Origin of the sequence: Kitasatospora phosalacinea (assembly GCF_030268885.1) — a bacterium.
Classification (GTDB): Bacteria; Actinomycetota; Actinomycetes; order Streptomycetales; family Streptomycetaceae; genus Kitasatospora; species Kitasatospora phosalacinea_C.
This window is the reverse complement of record NZ_BSSA01000033.1, coordinates 80,786-97,549: the sequence shown is the minus strand read 5'-3', so window position 1 is coordinate 97,549 and position 16,764 is coordinate 80,786. Positions and strand designations below refer to the sequence as shown.

15 protein-coding genes are annotated in these 16,764 nt (G+C 75.5%); 5 read left to right on the top strand and 10 right to left on the bottom strand.

The features are described from left to right. Positions 1-123: 123 nt before the first annotated feature. On the bottom strand, positions 124-1,263 hold the full coding sequence (locus QSK52_RS33080) for a PP2C family protein-serine/threonine phosphatase (protein WP_285739926.1): 1,140 nt from the start codon (positions 1,261-1,263) through the stop codon (positions 124-126). Between the two features lie 75 nt (positions 1,264-1,338). Further along, complete coding sequence (locus QSK52_RS33075; protein ID WP_285739925.1) at positions 1,339-1,689, bottom strand: hypothetical protein; 351 nt, start codon at positions 1,687-1,689, stop codon at positions 1,339-1,341. 268 nt (positions 1,690-1,957) lie between these two features. Between QSK52_RS33075 and QSK52_RS33070 the strand changes: the two genes are divergently transcribed. Both QSK52_RS33070 and QSK52_RS33065 read left to right on the top strand, forming a co-directional pair. Beyond that, on the top strand, positions 1,958-2,566 hold the full coding sequence (locus tag QSK52_RS33070; RefSeq protein ID WP_285739924.1) for a TetR/AcrR family transcriptional regulator: 609 nt from the start codon (positions 1,958-1,960) through the stop codon (positions 2,564-2,566). A gap of 31 nt (positions 2,567-2,597) precedes the next feature. Then, entirely contained in the window at positions 2,598-4,244 is a 1,647-nt protein-coding gene (locus QSK52_RS33065) for an acyl-CoA dehydrogenase family protein (RefSeq protein WP_285739923.1), read from the top strand. Between the two features lie 35 nt (positions 4,245-4,279). On the opposite strand, the gene QSK52_RS33060 is transcribed toward QSK52_RS33065, so the two are convergent. Then, the gene (locus QSK52_RS33060; RefSeq protein WP_285739922.1) at positions 4,280-5,629 is read right to left on the bottom strand and encodes an MFS transporter; all 1,350 of its coding nucleotides are present in this window, start codon (positions 5,627-5,629) and stop codon (positions 4,280-4,282) included. Between the two features lie 132 nt (positions 5,630-5,761). On the opposite strand from QSK52_RS33060, the gene QSK52_RS33055 reads away from it, so the two are divergent. Continuing rightward, positions 5,762-6,121: an ArsR/SmtB family transcription factor gene (locus QSK52_RS33055; RefSeq protein WP_285739921.1), complete on the top strand. Its 360-nt coding sequence runs from the start codon at positions 5,762-5,764 to the stop codon at positions 6,119-6,121. Between the two features lie 76 nt (positions 6,122-6,197). Here QSK52_RS33055 and QSK52_RS33050 read toward each other — a convergent pair whose 3' ends face one another. Together QSK52_RS33050 and QSK52_RS33045 are read right to left on the bottom strand one after the other, a co-directional pair. Further along, positions 6,198-8,315, bottom strand: coding sequence for a cellulose binding domain-containing protein (locus QSK52_RS33050; RefSeq protein WP_285739920.1), 2,118 nt, complete (start codon positions 8,313-8,315; stop codon positions 6,198-6,200). Positions 8,316-8,671: 356 nt separating this feature from the next. Further along, a complete protein-coding gene (locus tag QSK52_RS33045) occupies positions 8,672-10,048 on the bottom strand; it encodes an NAD(P)-binding domain-containing protein (protein WP_285739919.1) in 1,377 nt (458 codons plus the stop codon). A 125-nt stretch (positions 10,049-10,173) separates the two neighbouring features. Between QSK52_RS33045 and QSK52_RS33040 the strand changes: the two genes are divergently transcribed. After that, positions 10,174-10,533 (top strand): ArsR/SmtB family transcription factor, encoded by a 360-nt coding sequence (locus QSK52_RS33040; RefSeq protein ID WP_285739918.1) that lies wholly within the window; start codon positions 10,174-10,176, stop codon positions 10,531-10,533. A gap of 68 nt (positions 10,534-10,601) precedes the next feature. Here QSK52_RS33040 and arsB read toward each other — a convergent pair whose 3' ends face one another. Continuing rightward, complete coding sequence (gene arsB / locus QSK52_RS33035) at positions 10,602-11,702, bottom strand: ACR3 family arsenite efflux transporter (protein ID WP_285739917.1); 1,101 nt, start codon at positions 11,700-11,702, stop codon at positions 10,602-10,604. Continuing rightward, positions 11,702-12,007 carry an ArsR/SmtB family transcription factor gene (locus QSK52_RS33030; protein ID WP_285739916.1) on the bottom strand — a complete coding sequence of 102 codons (306 nt, stop codon included), beginning with the start codon at positions 12,005-12,007 and terminating at the stop codon, positions 11,702-11,704. Before QSK52_RS33030 ends, arsB begins: the two co-directional genes overlap by 1 nt. 77 nt (positions 12,008-12,084) lie before the next feature. Here QSK52_RS33030 and QSK52_RS33025 point away from each other — a divergent pair, with 77 nt between their 5' ends. Beyond that, entirely contained in the window at positions 12,085-12,501 is a 417-nt protein-coding gene (locus QSK52_RS33025) for an arsenate reductase ArsC (RefSeq protein ID WP_285739915.1), read from the top strand. Positions 12,502-12,555: 54 nt separating this feature from the next. Here the strand turns inward: QSK52_RS33025 and QSK52_RS33020 are convergent, their stop codons facing one another. From QSK52_RS33020 to QSK52_RS33010, 3 genes are all read right to left on the bottom strand, one after another. Further along, positions 12,556-13,473 (bottom strand): RNA polymerase sigma-70 factor, encoded by a 918-nt coding sequence (locus QSK52_RS33020; protein WP_285739914.1) that lies wholly within the window; start codon positions 13,471-13,473, stop codon positions 12,556-12,558. Then, positions 13,470-14,660 (bottom strand): NAD(P)/FAD-dependent oxidoreductase, encoded by a 1,191-nt coding sequence (locus QSK52_RS33015; RefSeq protein ID WP_285739913.1) that lies wholly within the window; start codon positions 14,658-14,660, stop codon positions 13,470-13,472. Before QSK52_RS33015 ends, QSK52_RS33020 begins: the two co-directional genes overlap by 4 nt. Positions 14,661-14,760: 100 nt before the next feature. Continuing rightward, positions 14,761-16,737, bottom strand: coding sequence for a hypothetical protein (locus tag QSK52_RS33010; protein WP_285739912.1), 1,977 nt, complete (start codon positions 16,735-16,737; stop codon positions 14,761-14,763). Between the last annotated feature and the right edge of the window lie 27 nt (positions 16,738-16,764).

The following is a 16,764-nucleotide window of genomic DNA, read 5'->3' as shown; positions in this document are numbered from 1 at the left end:
CCTCATGGCCGCCCGCCTCGCCGGCGAGGAGATCGAACCACGCGGCCCCATCGAGACCGAAGCAGCCCGCCGCCTCGCCGACGACCTCAACGATCAGTAGCTAGCCAATTACCCCACACTTTCTCAGTCGGCGGGGGGACGCAGGTGCCAGGTCAGGGCGAGCAGGGCCGCGTCGTCCTCGGTGCCGCCCGCGAACGCGTGGGCGTCCTGCTGCAGCCGGTCGACCAGCTCCTGCGGCGGCAGGCCCGCGCAGGCGGCCAGCCGGGCGGGCAGCGGGTAGAACGCACCGCTGCGGTCGCGGGCCTCGGCGAGGCCGTCGGTGTACAGCAGCAGGGTGTCGCCCGGCGCCAGGTGCGTGACGGGCGCCTCCGCGGACGCGCCCGGGGGCGCCTCCCCGTCGCGCAGCCCCAGCGGCAGGCCCGGCCGCACCGGCAGCTCGCGGACGGCCGCACCGTGCAGCAGCAGCGGCGCCGGGTGCCCGCAGGACAGCCCGCGCACGGTGCCGTCGGAGGCGGCCTCCAGCAGGAACGCCGTGACGAAGGACTCCGGATCGGTCAGGTAGCGGCGCAGGCTGGTGTCGAGCCGCCCGGCGAGGGCGCCCAGCGACGGCGCGTCCAGCACGGCCTCGTGGAAGGCGCCCAGCACCACCGCGGCGGTGGCCACCGCGTCCAGGCCCTTCCCGCGCACGTCACCGATCAGCGTGCGCAGCCCGGACGGGGTGTCCGCCACCGCGTACAGGTCCCCGCCGATCCGGGCGTACCGGGCGGCCGCCCGGTACGCCGCGGCGACCGCGTACGGCCCGACCGCGGCGGGCAGCGGCCGCAGCACCGCCCGCTGCGCCGTCTCGGCGACCGTCGCGACGCTCACCAGCCGGGCCGCCGCCCGCTCCCGGCGGCGCACCACGAAACAGCCGAGCACCGCGATGCCGAGGATCACCGCGGTGGTCCCCACCGCCGCCCCGGTGCGGCCCGGCTCGGAGCCGGTGAACACCCAGCGGGTGCCCACCGCGACGGCCGCCGCCCCGACGATCACCGGCGGCCCGAAGGCCAGCGCGACCACCGCCGGCACCGCCACCAGCACGGACGGCAGGTGCCAGGTGGCCGTCCCGTACTGCAGGCCCACGACGAGCCCGTACAGCAGCACCGCACCCGCCAGCGCCACCGCGCGCGTCAGCGGCGTCGCGCCCCCGTCGCACTCCCCGGGGAGGCTGTCGACGGGCGCACGCCCTGCTTCTCCTGCGGCCCTGCCGCCACGAGCGGACACGCCCGACAGTCCATCAGGGAACGCCCCCGGCGGGCCGCTCCGACACGGAGTCGCCCCGCACCGGCGCACCCGGCCTCAGGACCGGCGCATCCGCCGGACCACCAGCCACACCAGCACCGCCACGACCACCACGACCAGCACCGACACCAGCAGGAAGCCGATCAGGGCGCCCTTGGACTTCTTCTTCTTTTTCTTCTTCGCCGAGCTCTTCGCCAACGGCACGGCCTCCCGCACCCGCTGCCCGTCCGCGGCCCGGGCCCCGCCGCCGACCGTCCCCGCCACGTCCCCCTGCGGCCCGCCCGCCACCACCTGGGTCGAAGCCGCAGCCGCCCGGGGCACCGCCGCCTCCGCCGTCCCCGCGGCCGCCACACCCCCGCCCCCCACCAGCACCAGCGCCAACAGCACGCCCGCCAGACGTCCCCTCATCAGCCCCGACCCCATTCCCGCCAGGCCCCCGCGGCCCTGCGACCGGCCCACTGTGACAGCCCCCGCACCCCTCAGGACAGGGGTCCGCGAGGGCCCGTTCCCAGACTGTGACGCTGTAACGACCGGGTGACCACCGCGGCGAACCGCCGTCCGTCCGGCGCCGCGGCGAACCGCCGTCCGTCCGGCGCCGGGGCGCGCCGCGTCCTCCCGACGTGCCGGGCCGGTGGGGCCCCTTGGCGGAAGCTATGAACGGTGGTTCACTTCTTTCATGGCCTACCGGAAGACCCCCGCCGAGATCCACCGGCTCACCGCCGCCAGGGAGCACCTGGTCGGCTGCGCCACCCGGGTCGTCGCCGAGGTCGGCTGGTCGCAGGCGTCCGTGACCGCCGTCGCCGACGCCGCGGGGATCGCCGCCGGATCGGTGTACCAGCACTTCCCGTCCAAGGCGGCGCTCGCCGTCGAGGTGTTCCGGCGCGCCGCCGGACGCGAGGTCGAGGTGCTCGGCGAGGTCCTGCACGGCCCCGGCGACCCGGTCGAACGGCTCGCCCGCGGTGTCGAGGTGTTCGCCCGCCGCGCCCTGGAGAACCGCGGCCTCGCCCACGCCCTGCTCGCCGCCCCCGCCGAACCCGCCGTCGGCGCCGAACGCCTCGCCTTCCGCCGCCGCTACCGCGCCCTGTTCGCCGAGGTGGTCCACGAGGGCGTCGCCACCGGCGCCCTGCCCGCCCAGAACGGCGAGATCACCGCCGCCGCGCTCACCGGCGCCATCGGCGAGGTCCTGGTCGACCCGCTGGGCGGGCCCGGGGACGCCGACACCGACGCCCTGCTCGCCGACCTCACCGCGCTGGCCCTGCGCTGCGCCGGTGCCCCCCGCAGCTGACACCCCACCCCCACCCCCTCCGGAGGCCCCCGTGCCCGCCAGCCACCCCACCGCCGTCACCCACCAGGTCACCAACCAGGCACCGCCGCTGACCGGCCACGACGTCGCCCGGGACGCCGTCCTGCTGGAGGGCCTCGACCGCGAGGGCGCCGGCTGGCACCGCGAGGAACTGCACCGCCTCGGCCGCCTGGCCGGCAGCGAACGGGCCCAGCACTGGGCCGACCAGGCCAACCGCCACGAACCCGAACTGCGCACCCACGACCGCTACGGCCACCGCGTCGACGAGGTCGAGTTCCACCCCGCCTACCACCACCTGATGGACCTCTCGGTCGGCGCCGGACTGGCCGGAGCCGCCTGGGCCGACCCCCGCCCCGGCGCCCACGTCGCCCGCGCCGCCGGCTTCATGGTCGCCACCACCCTCGAACCCGGCCACCTCTGCCCCGTCTCCATGACGTACGCCGTCGTCCCCGCGCTCCGCCACGCCCCCGAACTCGCCGCCGTCTACGAGCCGTTGCTCACCAGCCGGACGTACGACCCCGGCCTGCGCGCCCCCGCGGGCAAGCGCGGACTGCTCGCCGGGATGGGGATGACCGAGAAGCAGGGCGGCAGCGACGTCCGCGCCAACACCACCACCGCCACCCCGCAGCCCGACGGCAGCTGGCGGCTGCGCGGCCACAAGTGGTTCACCAGCGCGCCGATGAACGACCTGTTCCTGGTCCTCGCCCAGGCGCCCGGCGGCCTGTCCTGCTTCCTGGTGCCGCGGGTGCTGCCCGACGGCGAACGCAACACCTTCCGCATCCAGCGCCTCAAGGACAAGCTCGGCAACCGCGCCAACGCCAGCAGCGAACCCGAGTTCGACGACACCGTGGCCTGGCTGGTCGGCACCGAGGGCAAGGGCGTGCGCACCATCATCGAGATGGTCACCATGACCCGGCTCGACTGCGTCCTCGGCTCCGCCGCGGGCACCCGCGCCGCCCTCGCCCAGGCCGCCCACCACGCCCGCCACCGGGCCGCCTTCGGCGCCCTGCTGATCGACCAGCCGCTGATGCGCAACGTCCTCGCCGACCTGTCGCTCGAATCCGAGGCCGCCACCACCCTCGCCCTGCGCCTGGCCGGAGCCGCCGACCGCGCCCAGCGCGGCGACGCCGCCGAACGCGCCTTCCTGCGGATCGCCACCGCCGTCGCCAAGTACTGGGTGTGCAAGCGCCAACCCGCCGCCGTCGCCGAAGCGTTGGAGTGCCTCGGCGGCAACGGCTACGACGAAGCCTCCGGCCTGCCCCGGCTCTACCGCGAGGCCCCGCTCAACAGCATCTGGGAGGGCTCCGGCAACGTCACCGCCCTCGACCTCCAGCGCGCCCTGGCCCGCGAACCCGAGACGCTCGACGCCTTCGCCGCCGAGATCGACCTCGCCGCGGGCGCCGACCCCCGCCTCGACGCCGCCTGGCGCGACCTGCGCGCCGGACTCCGCCCCACCGCGGACGCCCAACCCGGCGCCCGCCGGGTCATCGAACGCGCCGCACTGGTGCTCCAGGGCGCCCTGCTGGTCCGCCACGCCCCCGCCGCCGTCGCCGACGCCTTCTGCGCCTCCCGGCTGGCGGGCGACCACGGCCTGGCCTTCGGCACCCTCGCCCCGGCCACCGACTTCACCGCCCTGCTCGACCGCCTCCCGGGAGCCTGAGGCCGGGCCCGGGAGGCGGACGGGCTGACGGCGCGTCAGGACGGGGCGGTGGTGCTGCGCGGGTCGGTGGCGCTGCGCGGGTCGGTGGCGTTGCGCGGGGCGGCCAGGACCAGGGCGGCGCCGAGGAGCGCCAGGGCGGCGAGGGCGGCGGCGAAGGCGGTGGTGCCCGTGGTCAGACCGACCGCGTCGCTGAGGTAGCCCGCCGAGACGGGGAGCAGGCCGGCCGGGAGGTAACCGCCCACGTTCAGGGCGGCGTTGGCCTCGGCGAGGCGGCGCGGCGGGACGGCGGAGTTGAGCAGGGACAGGCCGCCCAGCTGCCCCAGCCCCTGCCCGGCCCCGGCCAGCAGGGCGGCGGCGACCAGCGCCGGGGCCGATCCGGAGCGCACCGCGACGGCCAGGGCCAGCATGCCCAGGGCGGTGCCCGCGGCCCCGGCCGTCAGGATCGCGCGGCGACCCAGCCGCCGGACGGCGAACTGCACGCCGGTGGCGGTGAGGAACATCGCGAAGGCGGTCGCGCCCGCGACGATCCGGCTGGTGGTGCCCAGCAGGCCGGAGAGCAGGGACGGGCCGAGTGAGAGCACGAACGAGGTGGCGGTGAGGCCCGGGGCGAACACCGCGACGCCCAGGGCGAGTTGGCGCCCGCGACCGCGCGGCACCCGCGGCACCCGGATCCAGCCGCCCGCACCGCTGCCCGTACCGCTGCCCGGGCCCCGGCCCGTACCGTCGGCCGTACCGCCGTTCGCGCTCCGGGTCGCGTCGTCGGGCGCCGGGCGGTGCAGGGGCATCCGCAGCACCACCGCGACGGCGCTCGCCAACAGCACGGCCTCGACCGCGAACACGGTGACCGTCGGCCCCGGCGCCAGCTCCGAGAGCGCCCCCGCCAGCAGTGGTCCGAGCCCGGCGCCGAGGACCATCGCGCAGGAGGCCAGCAGCGCGGCCGTCCGCCGGCGCCCCGGCCCCGCGACGTCGGTGACCGCGGCCATGCCCGCCGAGACCACCGCGCCCACCGCGACCCCGGTGAACAGGCGCGCCACGACCAGCGCGGCCACGCTCCCGGCCGTCGCGAAGACCAGGCAGGCGGCGAGGGCCAGGCCCAGCGCCGGGAGCAGCACCGGTCGGCGCCCGATCCGGTCGGAGAGCACGCCGGAGACCAGCAGCGAGCCGAGCAGCCCGACGACGTAGCAGGCGAACACCACGGTCAGGGTGCCCCTGGAGAACCCGAGGTCGCGCTGCCACAGCGCGTACAGCGGGGTCGCCGCGTTCGACAGCACGAAGACGGCGGTGATCGGCCAGGCCGCCAGCCACACCCACCGCAGCGGCACCTCCGCCCCCGCCCCCGCGCGCCTGGTGACCGTCTTCCCGGTGCTGAGCCCGGTTCCGGACATGGGAGTACCCCCTGATCTGCCTGTCGGCTCCCGTCAGTACGAGTCGAGTCGAACTTAGCATCCAGTACGATTGGAGTCGTACTGAACGGGATCCGGACGCCCGGAGCAGCACGGAGAGACGAGGAACCGCCCATGCCAGCCGCCTTCAAGACCCTCCCGGAGCCGCCCGACCTGCCCGAGCCGCTCCCCGAGCCGTCCGTCGCGGACCTGCGGCTGGAGGAGGTGATGGGCGCGCTGAGCTCCTCGCTGCGGCTGACCATCGTCCGCAAGCTCCTGCTGGAGTCCGAGGAGTTCGACCACTCCTGCCACTGGTTCGGCCTCGACCGCCCCAAGTCCTCGCTCACCCACCACTTCAAGGCGCTGCGCGAGGCCGGCGTCACCCGCCAGCGGCAGTACGGCCTCGAACGCCGCAGCCAGGTCCGGGTCGACGACCTGAACGCGCGCTTCCCCGGCCTGCTCGACCTCGTCGCCGCCTGGACCCCGCAGCCCTGAACGCGCGCGGGCGCGGGCCCGGCGAGGAGCAGGGCGCCTCCTCGCCGGGCCCGCGCCCGGTCGTGCGGTGCTGCGGTCAGCTGACGGTGCGGCAGACCGTCCCGTTCAGGCGGAAGACCGTCGGGGACGGGTTGGCGCCGTTGTTGTTGCCGACGAAGCCGAAGTCCGCCGAGTTGCCGCCGTTCGGCACCAGGTGGCCGTTGTGGTCGCCGTTGGTGACCCGGACGTGCTGGCCGGTGCCGGTGACGTTCGCGTTCCACCAGGAGCCGACGGACTGCCCGGTGGAGGGCCAGTCGAAGTCCAGCGTCCAGCCGTTGAGGTCGGCCGGGCCGAGGTTGCTCACCACGACGCTGGCGACGAAGCCGTTGCCCCAGCCCGCGGTGACCTGGTACGTGACGGTGCAGGTGCTGTCGCCGGGGGTGCCGGTGGTGAAGGTCAGCGGGACGGACGGGCGGGAGAGGTGCCCGGCCTGGTCGCGGGCCAGCACGTTGACGGTGTGCCGGGAGCCGGGCGGCAGGTTGTAGAGGGTGGCGGAGGTGCCGGTGGAGGAGCCCAGCAGCTGGACGGTGGCGCCGAGCTGCTCGTACACCTCGTAGCGGTCCACCGCACCGGTGGCGGCCGGCCAGCTCAGCGCGACGGTGTTGGCGCCGACCGAGGTGGTGCTCGGCGTGCCGGGCGCGCCGACGGTCGCCGAGGACGGGCCGGTGCCGGGCTTCGGGTGCACGGTCAGCACGGTGATCGAGTACGGGGCGAGGGTCGCGGACGCGGCGGTGGCGGTGCCGGTCGCGTCGACCAAGCCGTCGTCGCCGGGCGCCCAGCGCTGCACGACGGGGGCCGAGCCGTCCGCGGTGAAGCCCTGGTAGCGCAGGTCCACGGTGTGCGCGGTGCTGGAACTCTTGTTCAGCAGCAGCACGCTGAGGTCGCCGTCGGCCCGCAGCACCGCGTGCGAGGAGACCTCGGAGCCGGAGGCCGCGGAGGCCAGCATGGTGTCGCCCGGGTCGCTGAGCGCGCCCAGCGCCTTGATGCCGTGGTACGGCGCGAACGGGGTGTTCACGGCCGGCTCGCAGACGCTGCCGTTGCAGCCGCCGCTGGAGAGCAGGCCCATGTCGCCGTAGTCGGTCTCGCCGTTGACGGTGGTGATCGGGCCGACGCCGTTGTGGGTGTCCCACCAGTCGACGCTGAAGACGCCGTTCTCCAGCGCGGTGCTCATCGCCTCGGCCGCGAACAGGCCGTTCGGACGGCTGGTCAGCGCGCCGTTGCCGGAGTCGGAGTTCACCTCGGTCATCGCGATGCCGATCTTCGCCGAGTCGGCGCCCGCGTACCGGTCCAGCAGGTTGCGCACCTCCCGCAGCTCACCGGGCAGTTGCTGCACCGCGGCCAGCGACTGGCCGCCGCCGCCCGCGTTCGGGTACCAGTGCACGCTGACGAAGTCGACGTCGTGCGCGACGGCCGCCAGCACGGTGTGGTTCCAGTCGCCGCTGTCACCGGAGGCGACGATCCCGTCCGGCCAGTTGCCGGGCATGGTCAGCACCGCGCCGATCTTCACGCTCGGGTCGACGGCCTTCATCGCCGCGGCGTACGCCTTGACCTCCCGGGCGTACTGGTCCGGTGTCTTGTCGGCGTGGGTGTCGTTCTCCCAGCCGCTGCCGTAGACGCCGTTGCCGTAGATCTCGTTGCCGATCTCCCAGTACTTCGCCCCGTACCCCTTGGTGACGTTGGCGTACCGGACCCAGTCCGCGGCCTCCTGGGCCGTGCCGGAACCGTAGTTGGCGATCAGGATCGGCTGCGCGCCGGTCGCCTTCACCGTGCCCATGAACGCGTCGAACCCGGTGCCCGGGGCGACGTAGCCGCCCGGCGCGGTGTGGTCGACCCAGTGGTAGATGTCCGCGTACGAGCCGCCGGGGTAGCGCAGCGCGCCGACCCCCGCGGCCCGGTACAGCGACACCACCTCCGGGTCGTTCATGTGCGAGTCCCAGATCGCGGCGTTGACGCCGAGCGCGCTGGGGCTGACGGTGCCCAGGCCCGCGGCCGCGTTCACCGTCACCGTGGTGTCGCCCGCGGGGGCGGTGTCGGCGGCGGCAGCGGTGACGGGGGCGGACAGCGGCAGCGCCGCGGCCGCGACGGCCAGCACCGCCGAGGCCGTCGCGCCGAGCGGACGGCGGCGGTCTCCGGCTGGTCTCCTGCGGAACAGCATGGGGGTCGTTCCTCCCGGGTGGGGCGCCGGTCCCGCGGCCGGGTGCGCCGCGGAGCCGAGCGGGTGGACGGGGTACCGGACTGTGCGGCCTGCGACCGCGCGGCCGTGCGGTGCCGGGCGGGCAGGTGGGGGTGCGGACACGCTTTGGGAGCGCTCCCATGGTGGAAAGGGGCCTCGGACGTGTCAATCACTCCTCCCCGCCCGCCCCGGTCCGCCCAGTTCCGGCCCCACCGCCCCGCTGAAACGTTCGCGCCCCGCCACCCCCGCCGGGCGGGGCGCCCACCATGTTCCGGCACGCCCCCGACGAGTCGTCCGGTGCGTCGGCTCCGAACGCAGCCCTCCGTCCGCGGTGGCGGTCAGCAGCCGCCGCCGGGCGTGCAGGATCCGCCGGTCGAGGGGACGTTGAGGGTGATCAGCTGCGGGGCCGCGGGAACGCCGCAGCAGCCGTCGCCCTGCTCCCCGGCGGGCTCGTCGTACAGGCGGGCGCCGCCGCAGACGCCCGTTTCGGGGAGGGTGAGTTCGACGCGGGCGGCGGCCTCGTGGTCCCCGGCGAGGGCGGCGGCCACCGAGCGGACCTGCTCGTATCCGGTCAGGGCGAGGAAGGTCGGGGCGCGGCCGTAGGACTTCATGCCGACCAGGTGGACGTCCTGCTCGGGGTGGGAGAGCTCGTTCGCGCCGTGGGGGTGGACGGTGCCGCAGGAGTGCTGGTTGGGGTCGATCAGCGGGGCGAGCGCGGTCGGGGCCTGGAGGCGGTCGTCGAGGCCGAGGCGCAGTTCGGTGAGGAAGGACAGGTCGGGGCGCAGGCCGGTGAGGACGACGACCTCGTCCAACTCCTCGGTGCGGGTGCCGTCCTCGGAGACGAGCGCCAGCCTGCCGTCGGCGGTCCGGTCGACGGCGGCGGTGCGGAACCCGGTGAGGGCGGTGGCGTGGCCGTCGTCCACGGCGGCCTCGGCGGCGAGGCCGAGCGCCCCGCGGGCGGGGAGCCGGTCGGCGCTGCCGCCGCCGTAGGTGGAGCCGGTGAGGCCGCGGCGCAGCACCCACACCGCGTGGGTGCCGGGCGCGGCCTTCGCCAGGTCGGCGAGGGCGGCGAGGGCGGTGAACGCGGAGGCGCCGCTGCCGACGACGGCGGTGCGCCTCCCGGCGTAGCGGGCCCGTACGGCCGGGTCCTTCAGGTCGGGGACGCGGTAGGAGATGCGGTCGGCGGCGGCGCGCTCGCCGAGGGCGGGCAGGCCGTCGGCGCCCAACGGGTTCGGGGTGGACCAGGTGCCGGAGGCGTCGACCACGGCGCGCACCGGCAGGCGCTCCTCGCGGCCGTCGGCGCGGGTGACGTGGACGGTGAAGGGCTGCTGCTCGCGGTCGGCGTCGACGACGCGGTCCCGCCCGGCGCGGGCGACGCCGGTGACCCGGGCGTCGTAGCGGACGCGCCCGCCGAGGACGTCGGCCAGCGGCTGGAGGTACTGCGCGACCCACTCGCCGCCGGTGGGGTACCCGGCACCGTCGGGGCGGACCCAGCCGGTGGGGACCAGCAGCCGCTCGGCGGCCGGGTCGACGACCTCGGCCCACGGTGAGAACAACCGGACGTGCGACCACGCGCGGACGGCGGTGGCGGCCGACGGTCCGGCCTCCAGGACGAGCGGTTCGAGGCCGCGCTCCAGCAGGTGGGCGGCGGCGGCCAGGCCGATCGGTCCGGCGCCGATCACCAGAACGGGCAGGCCGGTGGGGGCGGAGGTCATGGCGGTGGGCTCCTCTTCGCGCCGAGCGGTGCGGCGACGGCCGCGGCCCGCCTGGTTCGACAGGCGTCGATGTGTTGTCGTCTCCGACCTTGCCACCGGGAATTGACGGGTGTCAATATAGACATATGTCGAATTCACGGGTGGAGTTGCCGGTCCTCGCGCCGGAGGTCGTGCCCTGCTGCCCGCCGCTGACCTCGGCGGAACTCTCCGAGGCGGACGCGGTGAAGACGGCCGCGATGTTCAAGGCGCTCGGCGACCCGGTGCGGCTGCGCCTCTTCTCGAAGGTCGCCTCGCACCCGGGCGGCGAGGCGTGCGTCTGTGACGTCCAGGACGTCGGCGTCTCCCAGCCGACCGTCTCCCACCACCTCAAGAAGCTCCGCGAGGCCGGACTGCTCGCCTCCGAACGCCGCGGCACCTGGGTGTACTACCGCGTCGAGCCGTCCGTCCTCGCGGCCCTGGCCCGGCTCCTCGACCTGAACCGCTGATCCGTCCCCCGGAGGACTTCCCGCGACCGCCCGCCCTCCCCTGCCCGTCCCGGCGCTGCCCGGGGTGGTCAGTGCGCCGTGGTGGAGCGGAACTTCCTGCGCCGGGCGAGGGAGACGTAGACCAGGGCGATCAGCACCGGCACCTCGATCAGCGGGCCGACGACGCCCGCCAGGGCCTGGCCGGAGGTGACGCCGAAGGTGCCGATGGCCACGGCGATGGCGAGTTCGAAGTTGTTGCCCGCGGCGGTGAAGGCCAACGTGGCGGTGCGGTCGTAGGTCAGGCCCAGGCCCTTGCCGAGGGCGAAGGTGCCGAACCACATGAGCGCGAAGTAGGCGAGCAGCGGCAGGGCGATCCGGGCGACGTCCAGCGGCTGCGAGGTGATCGTCCTCCCCTGGAGGGCGAAGAGGACGACGATGGTGAACAGCAGGCCGTACAGCGCCCAAGGGCCGATCTTCGGGAGCAGGTTGTTCTCGTAGCGGGCGCGGCCGAGCCTCTTCTCGCCGAGGCGGCGGGTGAGGAACCCGGCGACCAGCGGGATGCCGAGGAAGACGACGACGTTGAGGGCGATCTTCCACATCGACACATTCAGGTGCTCACCCTCACCCAGGCCCAGCCAGCCGGGCAGCAGGTCGAGGTAGAACCAGCCCAGAACGCCGAACATGACGACCTGGAAGACGCTGTTGAGCGCGACCAGGACGGCGGCGGCCTCGCGGTCGCCGCAGGCGAGGTCGTTCCAGATGATCACCATGGCGATGCAGCGGGCCAGGCCGACGACGATCAGACCGGTGCGGTACGCGGGCAGGTCGGCCAGGAAGATCCAGGCGAGGGCGAACATCACCGCGGGCCCGAGGATCCAGTTGACCACCAGCGAGGAGGCCATGAGCCTGCGGTCGCCGGTGACGGCGTCGAGGCGGTCGTAGCGGACCTTCGCCAGTACCGGGTACATCATGACCAGCAGGCCGAGCGCGATCGGCAGCGAGATCCCGCCCACCTCCACCTCGGCGAGGGCGTCGTTCAACCCCGGGACCAGGCGGCCGAGTCCGAGGCCGACGGCCATCGCGGCCAGGATCCACACCGCCAGGTAGCGGTCGACGAAGGAGAGCTTCCCGGCGACCGACGCCGCGGCCTCGGCGGGTCTGGTCTCCGGAGCGGGTGCGGTGCGGGGCATCAGCAGGACCTCTTGGTGTCGGCGTGGGCGCGGGCGGTGGCGGCGAGGTCGGCGAACTGCGCGGACAGCGACTCCAGCACCTCCGGGCGCAGCCGGTAGTACGTGAAGCGGCCGCACGGCTCGGTGTCCACCACGCCCGCGTCCCGCAGCACCCTGAGGTGGTTGGAGAGGTTGGTCTGGCGGGCGCCGGTCTCCGCGACCAGGTGCGTGGTGCACAGGGTTTCGCGGGCCAGCAGGGTCACGATCCGCAGCCTGAGCGGGTCGGACAGCACGCGCAACAGTTCAGTGTCGACTGACATCACCATGGGCTGATACTTTCACATCATCCACAGCTGATGCGTTCCACGGCTTCCCGAACCCCCACCGAAGGACCCGCCCCGCCATGACCGCCGCCGCGCCGCGCGCCTCCGTGCTGTTCGTCTGCGTCCACAACGCCGGCCGCTCCCAGATGGCCGCGGCCTTCCTCACCCACCTCGCCGGTGACCGGGTGGAGGTCCGCTCCGCCGGCTCGGCCCCCGGCCACCGGGTCAACCCGTCCGCCGTGGCGGCGATGGCCGAGGTCGGCATCGACATCTCCGCCCAGCAGCCGAAGGTCCTCACCACCGAGGCCGTCCGCTCCTCCGACTACGTCATCACCATGGGCTGCGGCGACGCCTGCCCCTTCTTCCCGGGCAAGCACTACCGGGACTGGCCCCTCGACGACCCGGCCGGACAGGGCCTCGAAGCCGTCCGCCCCATCCGCGACGCCGTCCGCGCCCGCGTCGAGGAGCTCGTCGCCGAGATCGACTCGGCTCCCTGACGCGGTCGCGCGGGCGCACACGGCGGCGGAGGCGCCGACCGTGGCCGGGCGGGCTCAGGAGAGCCGGTGCCGGGTGCCGTCGGCGACGGCGCGGAGCTTGTCCGGGTTGGCCACGTTGTGGATGGCGCAGATGCGGCCCGCCGGGTCGAAGTCGAAGGTCATCGTGGCGATCACCCGGTCCGGGCCGTGGAAGACCAGGCCCGGGCCGCCGTTGACCGAGGTGAGTTCCGTCCGCATCCGGTCCGGTCCGACGCCCTGGTAGGTCGCGGAGCCGAGCGCGGCGAACCAGCGGGCCACGGTCTCCTGGCCGACGACCGGCTTGAGGGCCTGGCGGACCTTGCCGCCGCCGTCGGTCCACAGCGTCACCTCCGGGGAGAGCAGCTCCATGAGGGTGTTGAGGTCGCCGCCCGTCGCCGCCGCCAGGAAGCGCTCGGTGACGTCGCGCCGGCGGGCGCGGTCCGCGGGGAAGCGGGGCCGCCGGGCCCGGACGTGCTCGCGGGCGCGGTGCGCGGTCTGCCGGACCGCCGCCTCGGAGCGGTCCACCGCCTGCGCGATCTCCGCGTGGCTGAACGCGAAGACCTCCTTCAGCACGAAGACCGCCCGCTCCAGGGGGCTCAGCGTCTCCAGCACCAGCAGCAGGGCCGTGGAGACCGAGTCCGCCGCGACGGCGCCGTCGGCGGCGTCCGGGCCGGTGAGGACCGGCTCCGGCAGCCACGGTCCGACGTAGCTCTCGCGCCGGTGGCGGGTCGAACGGAGCTGCTCCATCGCCAGGTTGGAGACGATCCTGGTCAGGTACGCCCTGGGGTCGGCGACCCCGGACCGGTCGGCCGCCGACCACTTGAGCCAGGCGTCCTGGACCACGTCCTCGGCGTCGGCGGCGGAGCCGAGCAGGCGGTAGGCGACGGAGAAGAGCAGGGTGCGGTACTGCTGGAAGGCGAGCTGGTCGGGGTCGGTCGGCTGCGGCCGGGTCACTTGGCACTCCTGGTACGGGTGTAGCGGCCGCCGTGCGGCCAGAGAGCGCCCGAGGCGGGCAGTTTCTTCATGCGGGCGAAGGTCGGCCACGGCGCGGCCGTGACCGCCTCCTTGTACGTCGCGGCCCGCCGGCCGGTCAGCACGATCCGGCGCGGGCTGCCGTCGGGATGGGTGAACTGCACGACGGCGTCGTTCCGGCCCAGGCTGACGGGGGTGTGGTAGTAGCCGAACCGGAAGCGCCGGGGCTCCTTGCCGGCCAGCACCCGCAGGATCGACCGGGCCGCGTGCACGCCGGTGGGCATGCCGCCCTGGCAGGTCCCGTGCATCACGCCGTAGCCCTGCCGGACCGCCGCCGCGTCGCCCACCGCGTAGACCTCAGGGTGCGAGACCGAGCGCAGCGCACCGTCGGTGACCACCCGGCCGCGCCCGTCGACGGTCAGGCCCGCGGCGGCGGCCAGCGGCGCGGCCCGGGTGCCGCTGGTCCACAGCACCGCGTCCGCCGGGACGACGGCCCCGTCCGCGAGTTCGACGCCGTCCGGCAGCACCCTCACCACCTCGACGCCGCTGCGCACCCGCACGCCCAGCCGGGCCAGCGCCGCGTCCAGGTGGGCGCGGGCCCTCGGGTGCAGGTCCGCGCCCGGCTCCCCGCGGCCCAGCAGCACCACCCGGAGCGCCGGGTACTGCTCGGCGATCTCCGCGGCGGCCTCGACGCCGGTGAGGCCCCTGCCGCCGACCACGACCGTCCCGCCGTCGAGCCGGGCCAACCGGTCGGCGAGCAGCGCGGCGTCCTCCGGTCCGTCGAGGGTGTACGCGTGGTCGGCCGCGCCGGGCACGGCGGCGGTGTCCGCGACGCCGCCCAGGCCGTAGACCAGGGTGTCGTAGCGCAGGACCCGCTCGTCGTCGACCCGGACGGTCCTCGCGGCGGCGTCCAGGGCGGTGACCCAGCCGCGGACGAGGACGGCGCCGGTGCCGTCCAGCAGCTCCGGGATGCTCAGCTCGGCCGTCTCCTGGCCGGTGGCGGTCAGGTGCAGCCGGAGCCGCTCGGTGAAGGTGTCGTGGGGGTTCACCAGCGTCACCCGCAGGTCCCCGCGCTTCCCGGCGCGGGCCGCGAGCTGGATCGCCGCGGAGAGCCCGGCGTAACCGGCGCCCAGGACCAGGACCTCGTGCTGCTGCCTCGTCGCGTCCATCGTTCGCTGCCTCTCTCGTGTCGGTGGCTGCCCGCCGCGCGGACGACCACCGGACGCAAGCTGCCGCTCCGTTCGTGACACGGGGCCGGTGTGACGCCCGTCACCCCGCGGGGAGGGGCGCCGCATGGTGGTCCGGGCAGGCGAGGGCCCGGTCGATCAGGGCGCGCAGGTCCTCGTCCTGGAGGACGGCCCGGTGGTCCTCGTGCGGGGAGAGGCGCTGCTCGGACCGCTGCAGGGAGCACAGGGCCGACCGGATCGCGGGGGTGATTGCGCCGATCGCGACCAGGCCGCCCAGGGCCCGGGTGAGGGTGCCGAAGCCGGGGGAGTCCGCGGCCGACAGCACGAAGCCTTCGAGGGCCCGGACGGCCGGGGCGTCCTCGCCGGTGATCAACCCGAGGGTGATGGTGGCGGTGAGCCTGGTCCAGGGCTCGGTCCCGCTCCCGCAGAAGGGGCGGACCAGGTCGGCGTACGGGGCGGCGGCGCGGCCGAAGCGGGTGAGTTCGGCGAACGGGCCGGGGGAGGACGGGGGCGCGGCCCGGATCTCGTCGACGACCGAGCGCAGTTCGGCGTCACGGTCCGGACCGATGCGGGCGGCGGCCCGGCTGACGAGGAGGGGGTGGTGGGCCCGGCAGGTGGCGAGGGCGGGGAGGGCGGGGGCGGCGGCCGGGCCGATCGCCTTCAGGACGGCGAGGGCGTCGGAGCCGGTGCGCGGGTCGGCGAGCAGGGGGAGGAGTTCGGGCAGGGCGGGCAGGGCGTCCTCGCCCCAGCAGCGCAGCACGGTGAGGAGCGGGCGGGTCGCGCCGCCGTCGGGCCCGCCGTCGCGCAGGGCCGCGCGGATCGCGGGGAGCAGCGCGGGCGCCTGCGCCCGGAGCGGCACCAGGACGTGGGGGATGCTCGGGCGGAAGGAGGAGCGCCTCCCGTCCTCCTCCTGGGCGCGGAGCTGTTCGACCAGGCCGGGCAGGGCGCGCGGGTCGCCGGTGCGGACCAGCGCCCAGCGGGCGAAGCCGCCGACGGTGCCGCCCAGTTCGGGATCGTCGGCGGTGTCGTCGAGCAGGGCGGCGAGCCGGTCGGTGTACGGGGCGGCGGCCGGGCCGAGGGCGGCGAGGAGGTGGGCGGCCCGCAGCCGGACCGGCCCGTCCGGGTCGTCCAGCAGGGTGCCCGCGACCGGGAGCAACGTGCTTGCGGTGGAGCGCCGTTGGAGGAGCTCGCGCCACAGCACGTCGAGGGCCTCCCGGCGCAGCGGGGCGTCCTGGAACGGGTCGGTCGCCGCGAGCAGCCGCAGGGGGAGGGCGAGGCGGGCGGCGGGGTCGTGCGCCAGGCGGCGGTGGATCCACCGGAACGCGGCCTCGCGGTCGGCGGGGAGCGCGTGGTGCGGCCGGTACCAGACCTCGGCGAACCGGTCGCGGAGCGCGGGATCGGCGAACACCGCGACCAGCCGGTCGAGTTGGCGCACCGCCAGGTCGCGGTCCAGGGCGGCGGCGACGTACACGGCCGCGGCCCACAGCACCGGGTCGTCGCCGCCCAGCAGCGGTGCCAGCAGGGCGGCGAGGCGGGCGTTCGGGGCGGTCGCGGTCGCGGCGTCAGCGAGTGCGAACAGGGTTGGCAGTCGTACCGCCGGGTCGGGTTCGGTGCGCAGGCGGTCCAGCAGTTCGGCGGGGGAGGCCCCCGGCGGGAGGGTGGCGCGCCGTACCGCCGGGTCCGGGTCGGTGCGCAGGGCGCGGGCGCGGGCCAGGTCCGTCCCGTTCAGGGTGGAGAGGTCCGACGAGGCCAGCAGGGAGGCGAGTTCGGCCCGGGCGCCGATCCGCGGATCGGCGGCGAGGGCGACGACGAACGGCAGGGCGGCGGCTGCCACGGGAGGTGCGGGCCGACCGGGGGGCGGTTGCAGGTGCTCGAAGAGCGCCGCGCAGTCGGCCTCCGTCGAACCGGGCCCGGCGCAGGCGATCCGGCGCAGGGCCTGCGGCACGTCCCGGACCGGCCGCCCGGGGTGGGCGGTGCCGAGCCCCTCCCAGGCCACCGCGTCCAGTGCTGCCAGGAACGCCGTCGTCCGGGGGAGCCGGTTCTCGTCCAGGTCCGTCACGGCCGCCATTCTCCGGTCGGGCGGCCC

What these genes read in the sequence shown, in the direction of transcription:
- QSK52_RS33025 (WP_285739915.1), top strand. Translation starts at nt 12,085, where the DNA reads ATGACCGCCGCCGCGCCGCGCGCCTCCGTGCTGTTCGTCTGCGTCCAC.
- arsB (WP_285739917.1), bottom strand. Translation starts at nt 11,702, where the DNA reads ATGCCCCGCACCGCACCCGCTCCGGAGACCAGACCCGCCGAGGCCGCG.
- QSK52_RS33050 (WP_285739920.1), bottom strand. Translation starts at nt 8,315, where the DNA reads ATGCTGTTCCGCAGGAGACCAGCCGGAGACCGCCGCCGTCCGCTCGGC.
- QSK52_RS33015 (WP_285739913.1), bottom strand. Translation starts at nt 14,660, where the DNA reads ATGGACGCGACGAGGCAGCAGCACGAGGTCCTGGTCCTGGGCGCCGGT.
- QSK52_RS33070 (WP_285739924.1), top strand. Translation starts at nt 1,958, where the DNA reads ATGGCCTACCGGAAGACCCCCGCCGAGATCCACCGGCTCACCGCCGCC.
- QSK52_RS33055 (WP_285739921.1), top strand. Translation starts at nt 5,762, where the DNA reads ATGCCAGCCGCCTTCAAGACCCTCCCGGAGCCGCCCGACCTGCCCGAG.
- QSK52_RS33045 (WP_285739919.1), bottom strand. Translation starts at nt 10,048, where the DNA reads ATGACCTCCGCCCCCACCGGCCTGCCCGTTCTGGTGATCGGCGCCGGA.
- QSK52_RS33075 (WP_285739925.1), bottom strand. Translation starts at nt 1,689, where the DNA reads ATGAGGGGACGTCTGGCGGGCGTGCTGTTGGCGCTGGTGCTGGTGGGG.
- QSK52_RS33060 (WP_285739922.1), bottom strand. Translation starts at nt 5,629, where the DNA reads ATGTCCGGAACCGGGCTCAGCACCGGGAAGACGGTCACCAGGCGCGCG.
- QSK52_RS33030 (WP_285739916.1), bottom strand. Translation starts at nt 12,007, where the DNA reads ATGGTGATGTCAGTCGACACTGAACTGTTGCGCGTGCTGTCCGACCCG.
- QSK52_RS33040 (WP_285739918.1), top strand. Translation starts at nt 10,174, where the DNA reads ATGTCGAATTCACGGGTGGAGTTGCCGGTCCTCGCGCCGGAGGTCGTG.